Annotated in this window: 16 protein-coding genes; 8 read left to right on the top strand and 8 right to left on the bottom strand. The window is 29.4% G+C overall.

Annotated features, from left to right (window positions below; all coding sequences use genetic code 11):
* The first annotated feature begins 47 nt into the window (after window positions 1-47).
* From CLOPA_RS25170 to CLOPA_RS14800, 4 genes are all read left to right on the top strand, one after another.
* Window positions 48-188, top strand: coding sequence for a hypothetical protein (locus tag CLOPA_RS25170; RefSeq protein ID WP_015616246.1), 141 nt, complete (start codon window positions 48-50; stop codon window positions 186-188).
* Window positions 189-1,086: 898 nt separating this feature from the next.
* Window positions 1,087-2,865, top strand: a complete 1,779-nt coding sequence (locus tag CLOPA_RS14810; protein ID WP_015616245.1) for a hypothetical protein — start codon at window positions 1,087-1,089, stop codon at window positions 2,863-2,865.
* 13 nt (window positions 2,866-2,878) lie between these two features.
* On the top strand, window positions 2,879-4,222 hold the full coding sequence (locus tag CLOPA_RS14805) for a phage portal protein (protein ID WP_015616244.1): 1,344 nt from the start codon (window positions 2,879-2,881) through the stop codon (window positions 4,220-4,222).
* Window positions 4,215-4,625 carry a hypothetical protein gene (locus CLOPA_RS14800; RefSeq protein WP_015616243.1) on the top strand — a complete coding sequence of 137 codons (411 nt, stop codon included), beginning with the start codon at window positions 4,215-4,217 and terminating at the stop codon, window positions 4,623-4,625. The genes CLOPA_RS14805 and CLOPA_RS14800 overlap by 8 nt, the downstream gene beginning before the upstream one ends.
* A 44-nt stretch (window positions 4,626-4,669) precedes the next feature.
* Here CLOPA_RS14800 and CLOPA_RS14795 read toward each other — a convergent pair whose 3' ends face one another.
* Together CLOPA_RS14795 and CLOPA_RS14790 are read right to left on the bottom strand one after the other, a co-directional pair.
* Entirely contained in the window at window positions 4,670-5,581 is a 912-nt protein-coding gene (locus tag CLOPA_RS14795) for an IS3 family transposase (protein WP_015616242.1), read from the bottom strand.
* Window positions 5,578-5,862: a transposase gene (locus CLOPA_RS14790; protein ID WP_015616241.1), complete on the bottom strand. Its 285-nt coding sequence runs from the start codon at window positions 5,860-5,862 to the stop codon at window positions 5,578-5,580. Before CLOPA_RS14790 ends, CLOPA_RS14795 begins: the two co-directional genes overlap by 4 nt.
* A 181-nt stretch (window positions 5,863-6,043) precedes the next feature.
* Between CLOPA_RS14790 and CLOPA_RS14785 the strand changes: the two genes are divergently transcribed.
* Window positions 6,044-6,520 (top strand): hypothetical protein, encoded by a 477-nt coding sequence (locus tag CLOPA_RS14785; protein WP_015616240.1) that lies wholly within the window; start codon window positions 6,044-6,046, stop codon window positions 6,518-6,520.
* Between the two features lie 340 nt (window positions 6,521-6,860).
* Here the strand turns inward: CLOPA_RS14785 and CLOPA_RS14780 are convergent, their stop codons facing one another.
* From CLOPA_RS14780 to CLOPA_RS14770, 3 genes are all read right to left on the bottom strand, one after another.
* Window positions 6,861-7,559, bottom strand: coding sequence for an aspartate/glutamate racemase family protein (locus CLOPA_RS14780; protein WP_015616239.1), 699 nt, complete (start codon window positions 7,557-7,559; stop codon window positions 6,861-6,863).
* A gap of 513 nt (window positions 7,560-8,072) precedes the next feature.
* A complete protein-coding gene (locus CLOPA_RS14775; protein ID WP_015616238.1) occupies window positions 8,073-8,372 on the bottom strand; it encodes a spore coat protein in 300 nt (99 codons plus the stop codon).
* Window position 8,373: 1 nt separating this feature from the next.
* Entirely contained in the window at window positions 8,374-8,592 is a 219-nt protein-coding gene (locus tag CLOPA_RS14770; protein ID WP_015616237.1) for a hypothetical protein, read from the bottom strand.
* 869 nt (window positions 8,593-9,461) lie between these two features.
* Between CLOPA_RS14770 and CLOPA_RS14765 the strand changes: the two genes are divergently transcribed.
* Window positions 9,462-9,647: a DUF3606 domain-containing protein gene (locus CLOPA_RS14765; protein ID WP_015616236.1), complete on the top strand. Its 186-nt coding sequence runs from the start codon at window positions 9,462-9,464 to the stop codon at window positions 9,645-9,647.
* Window positions 9,648-9,825: 178 nt separating this feature from the next.
* Here the strand turns inward: CLOPA_RS14765 and CLOPA_RS14760 are convergent, their stop codons facing one another.
* Both CLOPA_RS14760 and CLOPA_RS14755 read right to left on the bottom strand, forming a co-directional pair.
* Entirely contained in the window at window positions 9,826-10,047 is a 222-nt protein-coding gene (locus tag CLOPA_RS14760; RefSeq protein ID WP_015616235.1) for a hypothetical protein, read from the bottom strand.
* Between the two features lie 215 nt (window positions 10,048-10,262).
* A complete protein-coding gene (locus tag CLOPA_RS14755; RefSeq protein ID WP_015616234.1) occupies window positions 10,263-10,892 on the bottom strand; it encodes a hypothetical protein in 630 nt (209 codons plus the stop codon).
* Between the two features lie 459 nt (window positions 10,893-11,351).
* Here CLOPA_RS14755 and CLOPA_RS14750 point away from each other — a divergent pair, with 459 nt between their 5' ends.
* Window positions 11,352-12,053 (top strand): hypothetical protein, encoded by a 702-nt coding sequence (locus CLOPA_RS14750; protein ID WP_015616233.1) that lies wholly within the window; start codon window positions 11,352-11,354, stop codon window positions 12,051-12,053.
* A 1,017-nt stretch (window positions 12,054-13,070) separates the two neighbouring features.
* On the opposite strand, the gene CLOPA_RS14745 is transcribed toward CLOPA_RS14750, so the two are convergent.
* Window positions 13,071-13,430, bottom strand: coding sequence for a tetratricopeptide repeat protein (locus CLOPA_RS14745; RefSeq protein WP_015616232.1), 360 nt, complete (start codon window positions 13,428-13,430; stop codon window positions 13,071-13,073).
* 484 nt (window positions 13,431-13,914) lie between these two features.
* Between CLOPA_RS14745 and CLOPA_RS14740 the strand changes: the two genes are divergently transcribed.
* Window positions 13,915-18,216 carry a 2-hydroxyacyl-CoA dehydratase gene (locus tag CLOPA_RS14740; protein WP_015616231.1) on the top strand — a complete coding sequence of 1,434 codons (4,302 nt, stop codon included), beginning with the start codon at window positions 13,915-13,917 and terminating at the stop codon, window positions 18,214-18,216.
* The last annotated feature ends 89 nt before the right edge of the window (window positions 18,217-18,305 follow it).

Raw genomic sequence — 18,305 nt, 5'->3', positions numbered from 1 at the left:
TGTTAATAGCCTAATAACATAATTCTTTTTTATTCTAGGGAGGCAATATGAAAGTTAATACCGAAACAAATCAAGGAGATTTAGATAAATACAAAGACTGTAAAACATGTCCTAACAGAGCTGAAAAGAAACTATGCTGCTGTGGATGTGTTTTTAATTTTTGCAAATATTCGTTGGAGGAATATTGAGGAATAGGAGATAGTTATATGTGGCTTAGTGAGTTTTTAGAAAAATATATATTTAAAGAGATATATGAAAAGTATAAGGAGAAAAAGCGGGTGAAATAAATGTATAAGTGCTTATGTATCTTCCTGTGTACAAAATTTATTAACTGGCATTTAAAGTAATGGACATAAAACTGAGATAAAACTGTAACATTGGATAAGTATTATATAAATATAGATTACCCCTTTTAGTGTATGTACAATATAAGGAGAGGCACTGGTAGAGATACTGGTGCTTTTGTTGTTTCAGAAATAAATTAATTAACGATGAATGTTTACAGAATCTAAATATGATATTAACTTTTATAAGATATCATAAGATTATACATTAAATAGCACATTTATTATAAAAAACCTCACAATCTAAAACGGAGCACCAGCAGAAATGTTGGTGTTTTGTTGCGTTTAAGACAGAGGAGACTTATAGCAATATAGGGATCTATTATATTTAAAATTTATTAACTTGTATTTAATATATATACATAATTTGCAAATTAAATATTAATAATAATTAGATATTATGTAAGTGTAGCTTCTTTCTCCATTTATGTAACTAATATATAAAAAGGCACTTGGTTAATTCTATGTGTCTTTTTATATAATATATTGTAGAAAAATGTAATAAATATTTACAAAAATAGAATAAAAGAGTAATATTGAAGAGTACTGTAGACATATATGGTACCCCTTATCACTAAGCACTGGTAGAAATACTGGTGCTTTTTCTATATTCAAAAATAAGGAGTGTGAAGTAAATGTATAACTGGTGTACGCAGCATCCTTGGATGACATTCTTTATATTACTAGCATTGGCTAATTCTATAGGACATTGGTTCCATAGCAATAAAAAGGATGATGCCTGATGTTAGAAAACGAAGATATGGAAGATATCGTTGATGAAGAAGAGCAGAATACTTTTTTATTATATAAATACCTTCTTGAAGTTGGATTTGATGAAGATGCAGCTGATAAATTAATACTTGAGAACAGCTCTAACTTATTTGGCTATCACGGCCTCGCATGGCAACTTGGAAAAATGAGCCTTGAGTTTTTCAGTATGTATTTTCTCCAGGATACTTTTTTGGTAAAAGAGGATAATGCAGCAGCTCCGATAGCCGATGTTCATAGAGAGATTTGGCAAGATATTCAGGAATCTATTATAGGTAATGGTAATAACCAAATCGGTAGAATACTTCCCAGAGGTACCGGAAAAAGTGCTTTTGGTACATTTGCCGCTGCTTGTTGGTGTCATGCTTATAAATTAAAAACATATACTTTGATTTGTTCTGATATAGGAACTACGGCAGAGAAATTCATTAAAGATATCAAAAATACTTTTCTTGAAAACAAATATCTTGAAAAAGCCTTTGGTATACTGCTGGATGATAAGGATAAAAGGTATGTTTGTAACTCTACACAGCTTGAATTTACTAATAAAACCTTTATAGAAGCTATATCTTCAAGTTCTCCCATGAGGGGACGTAAATATGGTAACAGTCGACCAGATTTAATTATTCTTGATGACTACCAAAGTGAAGATGATGTTAGGACTGAAGAAGCCAGGGAGAAGAAATGGAAAAGATTCAGTGATGATGTTAAATATGCAGTTCAGAAAGCTGTTATCCGTAATGGAAAAACTATTAAAAAGGGAACAACTTTGTTGGCTCTAGGAACATTACAGCATAAGGAAGATTTTTACTCTAGACTTATAAAACAACCTACATGGGAGTTTAGAATTGAAAAAGGTGTTTTGATTGATGATTTTACAGATGAAAAAGGCCAGAAAAATAATGGATTGGACCATTATTTTAACACTGGGTTGTGGAAAAAGTTTAAAGACATCCTTTTTAACTTTAAAAATAAAAATCATTTAGCAGATGCCAAGGAATTTTATTGGGATCATGAAACTGAAATGAAATATCCTTTATTGTGGAGCGAATTTTGGGATTGTTTAGACTATGCGTTATCATATTATGAAAATCCAACAAGTTTCAAACAAGAGGTACAAAGTGATGTTGATAGTATTGGGGAAAAATGGTTTAAAACTGTTGCTACATATCCAAGAAGTGAAAATGAAACTCATAATTTTATAAAAACCATGCTTTTAATAGATCCGGCCAGTACTACAAATGGGAAATCTGATTACAGTGCTTTTTTAATTGGGTCCCAAGCTGATAATAATTTAAAGTATGCAAGAAGAGCTGAACTTGCAAAAATAAATGCAAGAACTGATTTTGATAAATATATTGACCACGCTATTAAACTATTAAAGGAATATCCGGATGCAACTCATGTATATATTGAAAAAAATACCTTTAATGGTGCTGATGCGAACCAGCTTGAACTAAAAATTAATAAAGATAACGTTCTTAAGTATAGAAATATTGAAATTATAAATGAAGCACAGAAAAAAAATAAGGATGACAAGATTTCTACTATCATTCCTTATATGAATAAAGGTCAAATTATTTTTGCTGAGGAAGATTCAGAATTTACGGATCAGATATTAGATTTTAGGGGTCAAAAATACTCTGTTCACGATGACGCACCTGATATAACTGCAGAATTTAATAACAGAATTGAAAATATAGAAGTAGTTGAGAAAGTAAATATACTAGATAGAAGAAAATTCGGTTTATAGGAGGTGATTTGAGTTGAAGTTAAGTGATTTAGTAAAAAAGCTATTTGGCAAACAGGCAGCACTGGATTTAAATGATCCAGAACAGTTGGCATTGGTTAAAAAAGTTTATGGGACATATAATGCGTATAAACACATATACCATAAAATGTATAGGTATTATAAAGGTGATACTGATGCTATGAGAAAGTATAAGTTTGTCACGGAGAGATCTAATCTAAAAATAAATGTAAACTATATTAAAAAATTTATTAAGGAAGAGGTTTCCTATACTGTAGGTAATGCAATAACATATGAATCTAGAAGTGACAATGAAAATATTGTTAAAGATATTGAGTATTATACTGCTCACTGGGATGAATTGCATGATAGTGATTTAATGAAATATCTATTAATCTTTACTAAAGTGTATGAAATATATTATGTTGATGAAAATGCTGATTTTTGTAGTAAAATTATAAAACCTACTGAGGGATATGCTTATACAGATGCTTCAGGCAAGGCTTTATTTTTTATACATGCATTTAAAAATGATTTTGAGACTACAGTAACTTATATTGATGTTTATACTGCAGATTATATTTACCATTTTGATAGTAAATTTAATCAAATAGCTGTTCCAACAGAGAATATGTTTGGAGAAGTACCTGTAAGCATTGGAAAACTTACGTTAGAAGAATATCATGATAGTTTATACAATGATATTAAAGGACTTCAAGATGCTTTTGAAACTAATTTATCTGATATTGGTAATGAAATAAGTGATTTTAGAAATGCATATTTAATATTTACTGGTTGTACAGTTGATTCTAACAAAATTCCAGAAATGAAGCAACTTGGAGTACTTGAAGCTAAAAATAAAGATAGCACTATACAGTGGCTAATTAAAAATATTAATGATACATTTATTCAAAATACTTTAGACAGATATATAGATACTATGTACCAAATTGCTTGTCACATTAATCATAACGAAAGTATGGTAAGTAATTTGAGTGGTATTGCGCTAAGATCTAGGTTAATTGCTTTGGAGAATAAATGTGAGTTAGAAGAAAAGGCCCATAAGAATATAGTTAAAAATAGACTTAGATTTTTGTGTCTATATTTAAATATTAAGAAAAATAAAGGCTATGACTATAAAGATATAAAAGCATTGTATACTCCAAATATTCCTATAGATGATTTGAGTACAGCACAAATGCTTTCACAGACTCCAGAAGGAGTGATTTCTAAAGATACTGCAAGAGGATTATTTAGTTTTATCAATAATAAAGTTGCTGAGGCAGAAAAGGTGAAAAAAGAAGAAGCTGAATCATTACCACATGATAATTTAGATAATTTGGTGAATGGAAATGGATAATTACAGTGCTGATCAGGAATTTGAGTTTATACAAAGCCTTTATGATGAAGCTAATCAACAATTGAAAGAAATTTATAAAAATCAAAAGCAAAATAGAGATGAATTACTTTCTGAATTGGCAAAAATAATGCTTATTTATATCATAGCAGATAATTTAATGAAAATGTCTAAAAATGACAGAAATAAAGAATATTTAAGGCTCTCTAAGATGATAAATAATTTTTCAAGTGGTCAGGCTAAGTTTACTGAAAATGTTATGAATGATATTTTAAATAGTACTGTGAAAAATACTTATAACTTTTATAGTTATAATGCAAAGTTAAAGGATGTTAAAGAAATAATTGACAATAACTTTAAAGGTAAGCATTTTAGTACTAGAGTTTGGGTGGTGCTATGTCAATAAAAAGTACAAATTAAAATGAGAAAGTTCTAATTAACTTCCATATTTTAACTTGCCATTGACATACTAAGTTCCTTGACTTTTTCATATGTTTTTTCAAACTCATTTGGTGACATATAATTGCAGTGACTATGAATTCTTGTGGTATTATAAAACGTTTCAATGTATTCAAATACAAGAATATAAGCATGACGATAATTTTTAATTCTAAAACGATTTATCCATTCACGTTTAATAATTGCGTGGAAAGATTCAATACATGCATTATCCCATGGAAAAGCTTTCTTGGAATAACTAAGTATCATTTTTGAAGCAGCCTTTTGATATTCTTTTGATACGTACTGACTGCCCCTGTCACTGTGTATAATAACTGGTTTAGCAAGTTTTCTATTTTTCTTAGCTTTATTAATTGTGTCAATAACACATGAAACAGCTAAAGTTTCAGTAAGCGTCCAAGCTATAATTCTTCGAGAGTATAAATCCATGATGCTTGTAAGGTATACAAAACCTGCATTAGTCCAAAGATATGTAATATCTGTGCACCATACTGCGTTTGGTGCAGATGGATTAAATTGCTCATTTAGAACGTTTTCTAGTTTGCTGCTTAAATCAGAATCCTTTGTAGTAATGGTATATGGTTTTACATATTGAGCTTTAATGCCAAGCTCCTTCATGTATTTCCCAACTGTACGTTCTGATATTTTTTCACCAGCTTTTCGTATTTCTTTTGTGATTTTAGGAGCACCATAATTTTGGTGGGATTGGTCATAGACTTCCTTAATTTTTTCCTTTACAATTTCTTTTCTCTTTTGTTGATTTGAAGGTAGGCGATGCAGCCATGAATTATACCCTGAACGTGAAACGCCTAATATACGAAGCATTCCGTTGACAGAAACTTGGCGTTTCCACTTGAGGTCTTCACATTTATCTTGGACTTCAAGATATATTGCTTCTGTCACTTTCCCAGAATGCTTATGGCTTTTTTTAATACATCAAGAGCATCCTTTGTATCACGAAGTTCACGCTTTAATCGTGCAATTTCCTTTTGTTCATCACTGGCATAATTACCTGAACCTCGAACTTGAATACCATTTTCGCTTTTAGAATCTCTAATCCACTTTGACAAAGTGCTACCACCTATATCAAGGTTTTGAGCACAACCTCTTACTCCAAGTTCTTTATGATCCATGTAATATTTTACAGCATCTTCTTTGAACTGCTTGTCATGTTGTTTTTTCATGATTAAGTTCCCCCATCTCTTATATTTATTCTAAAACTTATTAGGAACTTTCTCAATTTCTCTTGTACTATTTTTATTCTAACACCAAACTAATAATATATTAGTTGGAAATGTAAATAATCCCAACATAAAAGATGATCAAGTAGGAATTTACTTTGGAAACTTAGAAGTTATATCAGAAATGGGTTTTGATTCTTATGATATTATGTGTATTATTGAAGATATTATTTTTAATAACAAACCTTATTTAATGAATAAAAAATTACTTGATAAAACCTTTAAAAATATAAGGAGCATCGCTGGGAAAACATATCTTCCAGTTCATAAATATGTAAAAGGCTTAAATATTAGTATAGATAGTTTACCTAAAGAGTGGCATATTATCAATTCGATAAGTGATGTAACAATAACAACTAATGATAAGAATTATGCTGATAAACATAAAAAATATTATTCTATTAAAGAAATTGAAAAGTCTTATCCAACACATATACCTAAGCAGTTATCGAATGTTTTGGTTAATATAGAATATATATCTATAGAGGAATTAGAGGACTATCTTAAAAAAATTTATAGGGATGAAAATTATATGAAAAAGTCTAAGTCCACTGTGAAAAAATTAGCAGCAGCTTATGATTATCTTAAATATGGTTCTTAAAAATAAAAGGTGTAATCCCTTGAGTTCATTCTTCTTAAATAAGAAGTAATTCCTCAAGTTCATTCACCTTGTACTGTACTTATATTATGAATTCTTTAACGTAATTATACCATTTATATAATAAAAGTCAATATTAATATTTATAAAAATAAATTTACTATATTTTCAATAATAAATACAAAATACTAAATAATGTATATTTATTTTTTTATATTATATATAAGGTTCAACGATTGAGAAAAATCATTGTAGGTAGATTATTGGCAGATATTTGGAATGTATTCAATCTTTAGGGATTTATGATATTTAGTTCGTTTAATAAGAATATAATGAACTAACTTTATTTGACTAATTCTAAATATTTATTAACAACTGATTCAGCTAAACATTTTGATGAATCAATAATATTGATTGAAGGATGTGTCTTTTCTAAGACTACATTTAAATCAGTACAAGCTATCACTATATTTTCAATAGATTCATTTTTTACATCATTGATAAGTTCATTCCAAATATCAATATTCTCTTGATTCTCTTTATCTATTTTTATATTTTGAATAAGATTATTTAATTTTGTTTGCCATTCATCTTTAAAAATAAATTCATGACCACCATCTATTATACCTTTTTGATAAATTGTAGATTCAAATGTTGAACTTGTTGAAAATAGAGTTACCTTTTGTGAAACTATAGGTAATTTTTTAATGGTCTCTTCTACAATATTTAATAAATTGACATTAATTGATTCTCTCAATTCTTTAAAATATATATGTGCTGAATTACATGGCATTGCAATAAAACTTACACCAATTGACTCAAGCTTTTGTAATCCTTCAATTATAGTTTTTTTCATAAGTTGATGATCTATTGGACGGCCAATATAAAATGGAGTAGGCAAGGAATATATCATCATTTTTGGAAACTCCTCATCATATTTTGCTCCATATTGAGATTGACATTGATCAATAACTAAATCAATAAATGGTGCTGTTGACCTTGGACCCATTCCAGCTAAAATTCCAATTAACTTTTCACTCATTTAAATTATCTCCTTAGTATATAAATTTATTTAGCTATAGAAACATTAAAACTAATATTATTAAACCCATTTTATTATGTTTAGTAGTAAATATTACGACAATAAAATACCAGTCCGTATTAATACATGTACTAATTATAACTTGGATTAAACAGTATTTCCAGATTTTATTTACAAAATGAAAAATAGATACAGTACAAAAATAAATAGTATATTACAAAAATAATTAGACATAATAAATATTGTCTATGTAGAATTCTTAATATATTATAAAGTCTAGGGTGGGTAAAACTGCTCTAGTCTTTATTTTTTTACATAAAAAACAGATGCATCTTTTGATACATCTTAAATAGATAGTTGTGGAGTGTTAAACCACAATATAATTATACTGTAAATGTTTTCAAATTTCAATTGCTTTACATAAAAAAGATGCAGCTCTAATGAACCACATCTTGAAAGGAATGATATTAAAAAAAGTATAATAATATTAGCTAACTATATTTTAAATATTTATTACTTTGCTTGAAGCACATTTGTTGCTTTTTCATAGGAACTAGATAATTGTTGCACTGGTGCATTATATGGTTGTGCCCAGCCATTCTTTATAACAAGATCTGTGAGTATAGAGTGCCCAGTAATAATCTGACTTAAACTAGATGAATACATTGCCCTTAATTCTGGAGTTGAGCTTGTTAGGGCTGCATTAAGATACATATTTGCAGAAGCTGTTGCAGAAGCAAGCATGCTATTAGTTATAACTTCATCATTTATTGATGAAGTTTTTCTTGTAATATTCTCTAATAATGATGGCATATTATTGTACCTCCTTAGTTTCTATTACATGATTTTCGTTAATAAACTGTTGTATACCCTTTATTCTGCCTTCAGCAGCTAATATACCAGTCTCAGCTTGCTTTTTTATTTCTTCATCAGTAATAAGAGCTTTCATAGTTCTCGCTACTGCCAAACCATCTTTCTCCATTGTTAATACGCCTGTTAAAGACAAAACCTCTGCTTCAGAAAGTTTTCTCATGCCTATACCTCCATTAAATTTATTTCGCTATGTATTATTTGTAATTGAGTTTTTATTAAACATGTAAATTATTCCTTTATGATTATTAGAATATCTATATAAACTATTCAATACACTGTAAAAAGATGCACCACAAAAGCACATCTTAAAAAGTAATTATAGAGAGTAATTTTATAGATACAATGCTCAGTTATAATATATGTGGGAATAGTAAAAAGGTACACTTTTAGCACTGTGTACCTTTCTTTGGTTGGTAAACTTAGAAAAACTTTATAATGAGGTTTAATGAAAAAAGTTTCATTATAGGTATATTATTTACAGATATTTTTAATTTATGCAATACTAAAAAAGATGCACCACAAAGGCACATCTTGAAATGAAATTAACACAAGAAACAATAAACCCTAATAGTGAGATATTATCAAAACAAAGGAGGAATATGTCGTAGCCGCATCCTACACTATATTATATGTACAGGCAGTAAAAAAGATACACCATCATTCAGCGTGCCTTTCAATATTTTATAAATGAGATTCCATGTAGAATTCTCATTGAAGTTAAATTGTCGATAGATATTTGAAATGTATTAAATAAGGATATCTTTGTATTTATAATAATATTTCAATGGTAATATTTGCCATAAAGATATAATCTATACATAATTAAAATAGATGTAGCTCTAAGAACTACACCTTAAAAAAGGAAAGTGATTGGAAAATTTAAGTCCATTTCAATTATTGACATATGTTAGAGCTTTATTTATGAAATTAAAATTTACAAATAATTTTTAACTGCGAAATAAAATAATAACTATTATAGAATATAATGAATTACAAAGTAGAGGCTTTGAAATAGGAGGTGTGAAAATAATGTCCGATAACCCAAAAACAAAAGAAACCCTAGATAAGTCAAGAATAAATATCGAAGCACCATGGGAAACAAATTTGTGGTGTAAATTATTGCAATGTACGGAAGATGAGTTATTTACGGCTATTAAATCAGTTGGAAATTCTGAAAAAGATATAAGAAATTATTTAAAGAAGAAAAAGGAGTAGCTTATATAGTTACTCCTTTAGAAAATTAAATTATATTTTAATATATATAAGCAGTAAAAAGGTACACCGATTGTCCAGTGTACCTTTCATCATTTTATAAAGGAGATTAAGCGAAGAATTTTCATTGTAGTTAGATTATTAATGCATATAAAATGTATTCAATATTAAATAAGTTATATTATTTATTTAAGCATTTGTTTAACAGATTTCTCTTATAATTCCTAAATTTTGAAATATCATAATTCATAGAATAAATGCCAATTAACTCAAGGCCTATTCCGCTTCCTAAAAGTAACCCATCAATAAAATCTGGCAAAGGTATAGATGAATTTTTTAGAAATAAAGCTATTCCAGCAATAAATAATCCAATACTCAAAAACTTATTTGGCTTTCTTTTCATTAAAAACACCTCACAAATAGTATTATTTATAATTATACCTTCAATTAAACAGTATTTCCACATTTTATAGAATAAAAAAGATGCACCACAATAAGGGATGCACCTTAAAGAATAAGTAAAAAGAGATTCATCTAAATTATTAACAGATATTTGGAATGTATTCAAATTTTATGATATTTAAGTCGTCCTATTAGAATATTTCGAACTACGTATAGTTACAGATTATACTCATCAATAATATTAGGCATAAATACTTTTAAATAATCATCAATCCACTTTTTAACTGCTATTGCAACTTCTTCAGGATTTAAATTATCAACGTTCAAAAAGTCTGCATTTTCTTTATTTAAAAACCATTTCTTTTTTAATGGCAAAAGATTCGCTAAATGATGTTCAAAAAAATCTCTACTTCTTGTATTATCATTTTCTTTATGAACTCTTAGGACATCTTCACTTGCGTCTAAAAACAATATTCGATTAGGCAAGCATTGATGTAATCTATATAATTCATTTTTTAAATTAGACTCTACATCCCAATCAAACCCCATTGATTTGGGATAATTTAATGTATAAAACTCAATTTCTTCTGCACCAAAATCCATTAGAGAACATTTATATTTTTGAGCTTTTTCCCAACGTACTATTTCTTTAGTTATCCATAATTTTTGAATTTCAATATAATCAGAGAATTTATTTTTATCTAAATTTTTGCTTTTAATTTCATCAACTACATCATCATTTAACTCATAACTTATATGCACATATGGAGAATTTCTTCCAATATAATTCACAGCAGTTGTTTTACCAACAGCCATACAACCTTGAAGTGACAAAACTATTGACATTTTTTCACACCACCAATTATATAAATAATTTTTGTTTCATCATATTTTACCAGTCCGTATTAATGCATGTACTAATTATACCTTGGATTAAACAGTATTTCCACATTTTATAAAATAAAAAAGATGCACCACAAAGGTACATCTTTTAAATGGAGTTGAAAAGTAACTAGTAATAATAGTTAAAAACATTATACTATAGTAATTTGTAAATTACAATATTTTACATGAAAAATAGATGTACCGCATAGTACATCTAAAATTGATAGTTGGGAAATAGAAAATTGCAATATTACTATGTTGTAAATGTTTTTATTTTTCAATTGTTTATATAAAAAAAGAGACAATGAAAAATTGAAATTATTTATGATGATTGGTAAATAATATAGTCTTATTCATTTGTTGCCAATTAGTGAACAATTTGTTACAATTGAAGAATGATTTTTAACAGGAGGGATAATGATGAGTGATAAAATGAAGAAAATTATCTTTAAAAAAATTTGGATTTGCCTAATAGTAATAATTATTATTGTTATAGGTATGAATGTTTATGGCAAATCAACTTCTAGTTTTAATGAAAACAAATCTAATACCTCAAACAATAGCATCCAAAAGCTGCGACAATCTGCAACACTAAAGCAAAGACAAATAGCAGGGAAAGCTATGGATTTAGGAGCTGGAACATTCTTTGGAGGGAAAAATATACAGGCAGGATTATATGATATAACACCTGTAGATGGCCGGGGAAATTGTACAATTGAAGACAACAAAGGAAAGGTAAATATAAGTGAAACATTAGGTATGGATAGAGGAATGTGTGTCACAAAAATTAGAACAAAGATTACAAATGAAGACAGAATACAATTATATGGAATAAATAAAGTACATTTTGAACCAGTAGTATCGTCATCTGACACAACAAGTCAAAGTATACAGCTTTATACTGGAACATGGGCTGTTGGAGAAGATATTGCTAAAGGAACATATATTGCTACTTCATCTAAAGGAAGTGGAAATCTTGCGGTTTATAACAAAGATGGAATGACAAAAGTAAATAAAATTTTAGGGACTGATGGGGTTAAAGAAGTTACGGTAGATTTAGAGGACTATAATACAATTGTAATTAGCAACTTAAATCAAGTAACTCTTACACCAACAAATTAATACATAAATAAAACGGAGTAGCTTATATATAGTTACTCCTTTATTTGCTTTATGAAAACTTTAGTTGGTATGCTAACCAAAAAAAAGCTACATTATTATATATATAAATAATAGCTATAGTAAAAGAATAAAAAATAAGTTATTACATAGAGCTATTAAAGGTAGGTAAAGGATATAAAAAATTACGGTGGCAAGATTTAAAATTGCCACCGTATCAATAGAATACATGAAGTATTTTAGTACAATATTTTAATTGTTATGGCGTACTAAAAACGTACTGATATTTTTTAAAAGCATTAAAAACATAATATAATATATATAATTAATATATTAAAAACAAGGAGTATCAACGCATAACAAACCTTACTTAATTATAGTGATTATTGGAGAATGGTGAGAAAAGGCGAACTAACTATAAAGATTGAACAAACTAATAAATGGTGATTTTGCTCATTGACAAGTGAAAGCTTTTCACCCGGCTGACGCGGTGAAAAAGTGAAAGATTGCCGCTGGTGCGTCAAGGTGAAAGATTTAATCTGGCTTCGCCTCGATTAAAAGTGAAAGAATTCACGGAGTGAATAGTGAATGATGCTTTTTCTCCGTTACACTACGAAAAAAGCTTTGAAAATAAAAGTAATTATCAGTAGTCATTAATGGCTATTCAATACCAGTAGGGTCAATGTTGTAAACTTAAGATTTCATATTAAGCTAATACCATTAGTTCTACGGACCATATATAAGACACCATTTAGATGCTTCTATTTTTGATTAATCGAAAACATTATTTTCAATGTAAGATTACTGATAACAAACGGGCTGCCGCCCAAGAAACTTTTTAATAACTAATCTTTATGTAAGTTAGTTATTTTTTGTTTTTAAATTTTTTTGCAGCGTAAGCGGAGAAAAAATATCCTTTACTTTTGGCTTTAGCCAAATCTTTCACTTTCAACCAGAGAAGCGATGTTGAAGCTTTCACTGGTTAATGAGCAGAAACTTTCAAGTTGGTTCGAAACTTTCTTATATTATATCTTTTTTATAAGAGTTGGTGATCATATTTATAGCTTTTTCACAATCTGCATCTTGGTTGTCTAAGGACCAAGCGGTATTAAAATAGATTAAAGCCTTTCTTTTATTTTTAAGCATAGCGTGGCAATAACCTAAATTAAAGAAGTATCGACTATCTTGTTTTAAAATTAAAGCTTTTTTTAACAAGGGAATTGCTTTCTCATAGGATTTAAGTTTTATTAGGCAAACAGCCCAATTATAAAAAGAAGCCGCTTCATTTTGCTTAACTTCTATGGATTTTTGATATAGATTTAATGCACTTATGTAATCTTTTCTATTATAGAAATTGTTTGCTTCTTTAAAGTAGTTCATGTTAACTCCTCCTCATCCAATCTGTTGAATTTAATTAAAATATCTATTTAATTTATATCCGTAATATTGAAAAGTATTCATTAAATATTTATTTTGTATGGAGTTTATACCAAATTTTGTAATAGTTACTATGTATATTATTCAAATATATACTATAAACAGGTGGGTGGTAGTGATTTATTATATATAGAGAATAAATTAGTTAGATTTTTATATGAAAAATTGATATACTATAAACTAGATTACAATATATTGTGATAAATATTAAATAGAAATCAATATATTGTGGATATTCAGTTGTTATATGGATCAACTGTTATAAATTATGGCAATTAAAAAACTAGTCTATATTGAAGAGTTTATGCTATAATAATCATTAGTCTTATCAATTAATTATTGAAATAGAGTATTCACATTTTTACTTTAGTTGTTAAGTAAGCCCTATAGTGGGACAATATTATAATTATGAAATGGGAAGGTAATTATGAGAGAAATATTGCATTTAGGTTTAGATGTAGGTTCTACTACAGTTAAATTGGTTGTTTTGAATAATAATAGTAAAATAGTTTATAGTAAATATGAAAGACATTTTTCAGATATTAAGAATACCATAGTAAAACTTTTGGATGAGGCCTATGGCATATATAAGGATAATGAAATTACAATTATGGTAACTGGTTCTGGTGGATTATCTGTTTCAAAATGGCTGGATATACCTTTTATACAGGAGGTAATTTCATGTACAAATACTATAGAAAAATTAATTCCTGAAACAGATGTGGCTATTGAACTTGGTGGAGAAGATGCTAAGATAACATATTTTGTGGGAAGTGTAGATCAAAGAATGAATGGAACCTGTGCAGGGGGAACCGGTGCATTTATTGATCAGATGGCCACCTTATTGAAAACTGATGCTAAAGGTTTAAATGAATTGGCTTCAAAGCATAGAAATATATATCCTATAGCAGCACGATGTGGAGTATTTGCAAAAACTGATGTACAACCTCTATTAAATGAGGGCGCAGCAAAAGAGGATATTGCAGCATCCATATTTCAGGCGGTGGTAAATCAGACTATAAGTGGGTTAGCTTGTGGGAAACCTATTAAGGGAAATGTAGCCTTTTTAGGAGGTCCGTTATATTTTCTTTCAGAACTTAGAAAAAGATTTATTGAAACCTTAAAGCTTAGAGAGGATGAAATAATATTTCCTGAAAATTCTCAGTTGTTTGTTGCATTGGGAGCAGCTTTGGCTTCTGAAAAGGAAGAAACTTTAGAATTTGAAAACCTTAAAGAAAGATTAGCTGTTTTAAAGGACGATTCAGTAAATGAAATTGAGAGACTTAGACCTTTATTTTTAGATAATGAAGAACTTAGCGAATTCAAAAAAAGGCATGAGGGTCATAATATAAAGAGAAGAGAATTGAGCAGTTATAAGGGCAAATGTTTTTTAGGAATTGATGCTGGATCTACTACTACTAAAGCAGCTTTACTTTCAGAAAATGGTGAACTCTTATACTCATTTTATGGAAGTAATGAGGGGAGTCCACTGAAGCTTACTATAAAAATACTCAAAGACATATACTCAAAGATACCAGATGGGGCTAAGATTGTTAATTCTGCAGTTACAGGTTATGGTGAGGGACTTATAAAGGCAGCTTTAAAAGTTGATATTGGTGAAGTTGAAACGGTTGCACATTATAAAGCATCAGAATTCTTTTTACCAGGAGTAGATTTTATACTTGACATAGGTGGTCAGGATATGAAATGTCTAAGAGTAAAGGATGGTGTAATAAACAGTATATTACTAAATGAAGCCTGCTCTTCAGGTTGTGGTTCCTTTATTGAGACTTTTGCAAAATCTCTTAATATGGATGTTAAAGATTTTGCTGCGTCTGCTCTTATGGCTAAAAATCCTGTAGATCTTGGATCAAGATGTACAGTATTTATGAACTCTAGAGTTAAACAATCTCAGAAGGAAGGAGCAAAAGTAGGAGATATTTCAGCAGGACTTTCTTACTCAGTAATAAAAAATGCTCTTTTAAAGGTCATTAAAATAAGAAACCCTAAAGAACTTGGGGAAAAAATAATAGTACAGGGTGGTACCTTCTATAATGACGCAGTACTTAGAAGTTTTGAACTTATATCTGAAAGAGAAGCTGTTAGACCAGATATTGCAGGACTTATGGGAGCTTTTGGTTGTGCTATTATTGCAAAGGAAAGATATGAAGAAGATTATTCTACTACACTACTTAATTTAGAGGAAATTGATAATTTTAGTGCAAATGTTGATATGAGAAGATGTGGACTTTGCGGAAACAACTGTATGCTTACTGTAAGTAAATTTTCAGATGGAAGGCAATATATAACTGGAAATAGGTGTGAAAGAGGAGCAGGTCAGGCTCAAAAGAGAAATGATATACCCAATTTATATGATTACAAATATAGGAGAAACTTTAATTATAAAGCTTTAAGTAAAGAAGAGGCAAAAAGAGGAATAGTTGGAATACCTAGAGTTTTAAATATGTATGAAAATTATCCATTTTGGCATACTTTCTTTACAAATTTAGGTTTTAGAGTAGAGTTATCACCTAGATCCTCTAAGGATATTTATGAAATGGGCATAGATACTATACCATCAGAATCAGTTTGCTATCCTGCTAAGCTTACTCATGGACATGTAGTGAGTCTTATTAATAAGGGAATTAAATTTATATTCTATCCTTGTCTTCCTTATGAGCAGAAAGAGCAGCAGGGGGCGGATAATCATTATAACTGTCCAATAGTAACTTCTTATGCAGAAGTACTTAAAAATAATATTGATGTGCTTAGAAGTGGGGAGATATTATTTAAAAATCCTTTCTTACCTTTTGATAATGTTAAAAGGCTTAAGGAAAGACTTTATGAAGAATTAATAGAATTTAATATATCGAAAAGAGAAATAAATAAAGCAGTAGAAGATGCCAATGATGAGCTTTTAAAATATAAAGAAGACATAAAAAATAAAGGTAATGAAGTAATTCAATATCTTAAGGACACGGGAAGAAAAGGCGTAATTTTAGGGGGAAGACCTTACCATATAGATCCAGAAATAAATCATGGTATTCCTGATCTTATAACCAGTTATGGTATGGCAGTACTTACAGAAGATGCAGTGGCACATTTAGGAAAAGTTGAAAGGCCACTTAGAGTAGTAGATCAATGGGTTTATCATTCAAGGCTTTATGCAGCTGCCAGTTTCGCAGCAGAACAAAATAATTTGGAACTTATACAGCTTAATTCCTTTGGCTGTGGACTTGATGCGGTAACCACTGATCAGGTGGAAGAGATATTGAATAATTATAAAAAGGTATATACTTCCATAAAGATTGATGAGGGAAATAATTTAGGTGCAGTGAGAATAAGAATTCGTTCTCTAAGAGCGGCTATGGAAGAAAGAGAAAAGAGTGGAATAAAATCAGAGCGTATTGCTGATATGAAGAAAAAGGTTTTATTTACAGAAGAAATGAAGGATACGCATACAATACTTTGTCCGCAGATGTCTCCAGTACATTTTCAGTTTTTGGAAGCAGCTATGAATGCTTCGGGTTATAAGTTGGTTATGCTGCCTAATGATGATAAAAAGGCAGTAGATGAAGGATTAAAATATGTTAATAATGATGCATGTTATCCATCAATAATTGTAGTTGGACAAATAATATCGGCTTTAAAGTCTGGCAAGTATGATTTAAAGAAAACTTCTGCTTTGATTTCACAAACTGGTGGTGGCTGCAGAGCTACAAACTACATTGGATTTATCAGAAAAGCACTTAAGGACGCAGGCTATACTGACATGCCGGTTATTGCGGTAAGCGCCCAGGGACTTGAATCAAATCCTGGATTTAAGTATTCTATGTCTATGTTAAATAAATGTGCTATAGCTCTTGTATATGGTGATTTACTTATGAGAGTCTTATATAGAGTAAGGCCTTATGAAAAAATAAAGGGTTCTGCAAATGAACTTTATAATAAGTGGGTAAAAAAGTGTAAAGAATCTACTATGTCTGGAAACCACAAAGTATTTAAGAATAACGTGAGGAATATAGTTAAAGATTTTGACAATTTGGCAATAGAAGATGTTAAAAAGCCTAAAATAGGACTTGTGGGAGAGATATTGGTAAAATTCCTGCCAGCAGCAAACAACAATATAATTGATATTGTTGAAAGTGAAGGCGGGGAGGCTGTGATGCCGGATTTAATAGACTTTTTACTGTATTGTGCTTATGATGAAAATTACAAACAGAGATATTTATCTGGTACTAGAAAAGCTAAACTCATCAGTAATGTAGTAATAAGTGCCATTGAATTCTACAGAAAGGATATGAAAAAAGCTTTAAAAAGCAGCAAGAGATTTGAACATCCTAAGGCAATAAGTGAACTTGCAGCAGGAGTTAATGGCATAGTGTCCATTGGTAATCAAACTGGAGAGGGCTGGTTCTTAACAGCTGAAATGGTAGAGCTTATAGAAAGTGGAACGGAAAATATCGTATGCATGCAGCCTTTTGCTTGTCTTCCTAATCATGTAACGGGGAAGGGAATGATAAAAGAGCTTAAGAGAAGGTATACTTATGCAAATATAGCAGCTATTGATTATGATCCTGGTGCCAGTGAAGTTAATCAGTTGAATAGAATAAAATTAATGCTATCTACAGCTTTTAAAAATATGGAGAAGAAAGCTGAATTCGATAAAATGACAGAAATAGTGGAAATAAAAAAGCACAATTCTGAAGGGGCACCTATTAAGGCTTAAGATATTTTTAAATGATTTTTCCATGATTAATATAGTTAAATATTTAAAAGAGAGAGTTGAAAGTAAAAATAATTACATTCAACTCTCTC

Origin of the sequence: Clostridium pasteurianum BC1, assembly GCF_000389635.1 — a bacterium.
GTDB lineage: Bacteria > Bacillota > Clostridia > Clostridiales > Clostridiaceae > Clostridium_I > Clostridium_I pasteurianum_A.
The sequence above is the reverse complement of the archived record's forward strand: the minus strand, read 5'-3'. Positions and strand labels throughout refer to the sequence as shown.

Bases quoted from the DNA above. Each gene is read 5' to 3' on its own strand.
- CLOPA_RS25170 (WP_015616246.1), top strand. From the start codon at position 48: ATGAAAGTTAATACCGAAACAAATCAAGGAGATTTAGATAAATACAAA.
- CLOPA_RS14810 (WP_015616245.1), top strand. From the start codon at position 1,087: ATGTTAGAAAACGAAGATATGGAAGATATCGTTGATGAAGAAGAGCAG.
- CLOPA_RS14800 (WP_015616243.1), top strand. From the start codon at position 4,215: ATGGATAATTACAGTGCTGATCAGGAATTTGAGTTTATACAAAGCCTT.
- CLOPA_RS14790 (WP_015616241.1), bottom strand. From the start codon at position 5,862: ATGAAAAAACAACATGACAAGCAGTTCAAAGAAGATGCTGTAAAATAT.
- CLOPA_RS14785 (WP_015616240.1), top strand. From the start codon at position 6,044: ATGGGTTTTGATTCTTATGATATTATGTGTATTATTGAAGATATTATT.
- CLOPA_RS14780 (WP_015616239.1), bottom strand. From the start codon at position 7,559: ATGAGTGAAAAGTTAATTGGAATTTTAGCTGGAATGGGTCCAAGGTCA.
- CLOPA_RS14775 (WP_015616238.1), bottom strand. From the start codon at position 8,372: ATGCCATCATTATTAGAGAATATTACAAGAAAAACTTCATCAATAAAT.
- CLOPA_RS14770 (WP_015616237.1), bottom strand. From the start codon at position 8,592: ATGAGAAAACTTTCTGAAGCAGAGGTTTTGTCTTTAACAGGCGTATTA.
- CLOPA_RS14765 (WP_015616236.1), top strand. From the start codon at position 9,462: ATGTCCGATAACCCAAAAACAAAAGAAACCCTAGATAAGTCAAGAATA.
- CLOPA_RS14760 (WP_015616235.1), bottom strand. From the start codon at position 10,047: ATGAAAAGAAAGCCAAATAAGTTTTTGAGTATTGGATTATTTATTGCT.
- CLOPA_RS14755 (WP_015616234.1), bottom strand. From the start codon at position 10,892: ATGTCAATAGTTTTGTCACTTCAAGGTTGTATGGCTGTTGGTAAAACA.
- CLOPA_RS14750 (WP_015616233.1), top strand. From the start codon at position 11,352: ATGAGTGATAAAATGAAGAAAATTATCTTTAAAAAAATTTGGATTTGC.
- CLOPA_RS14745 (WP_015616232.1), bottom strand. From the start codon at position 13,430: ATGAACTACTTTAAAGAAGCAAACAATTTCTATAATAGAAAAGATTAC.
- CLOPA_RS14740 (WP_015616231.1), top strand. From the start codon at position 13,915: ATGAGAGAAATATTGCATTTAGGTTTAGATGTAGGTTCTACTACAGTT.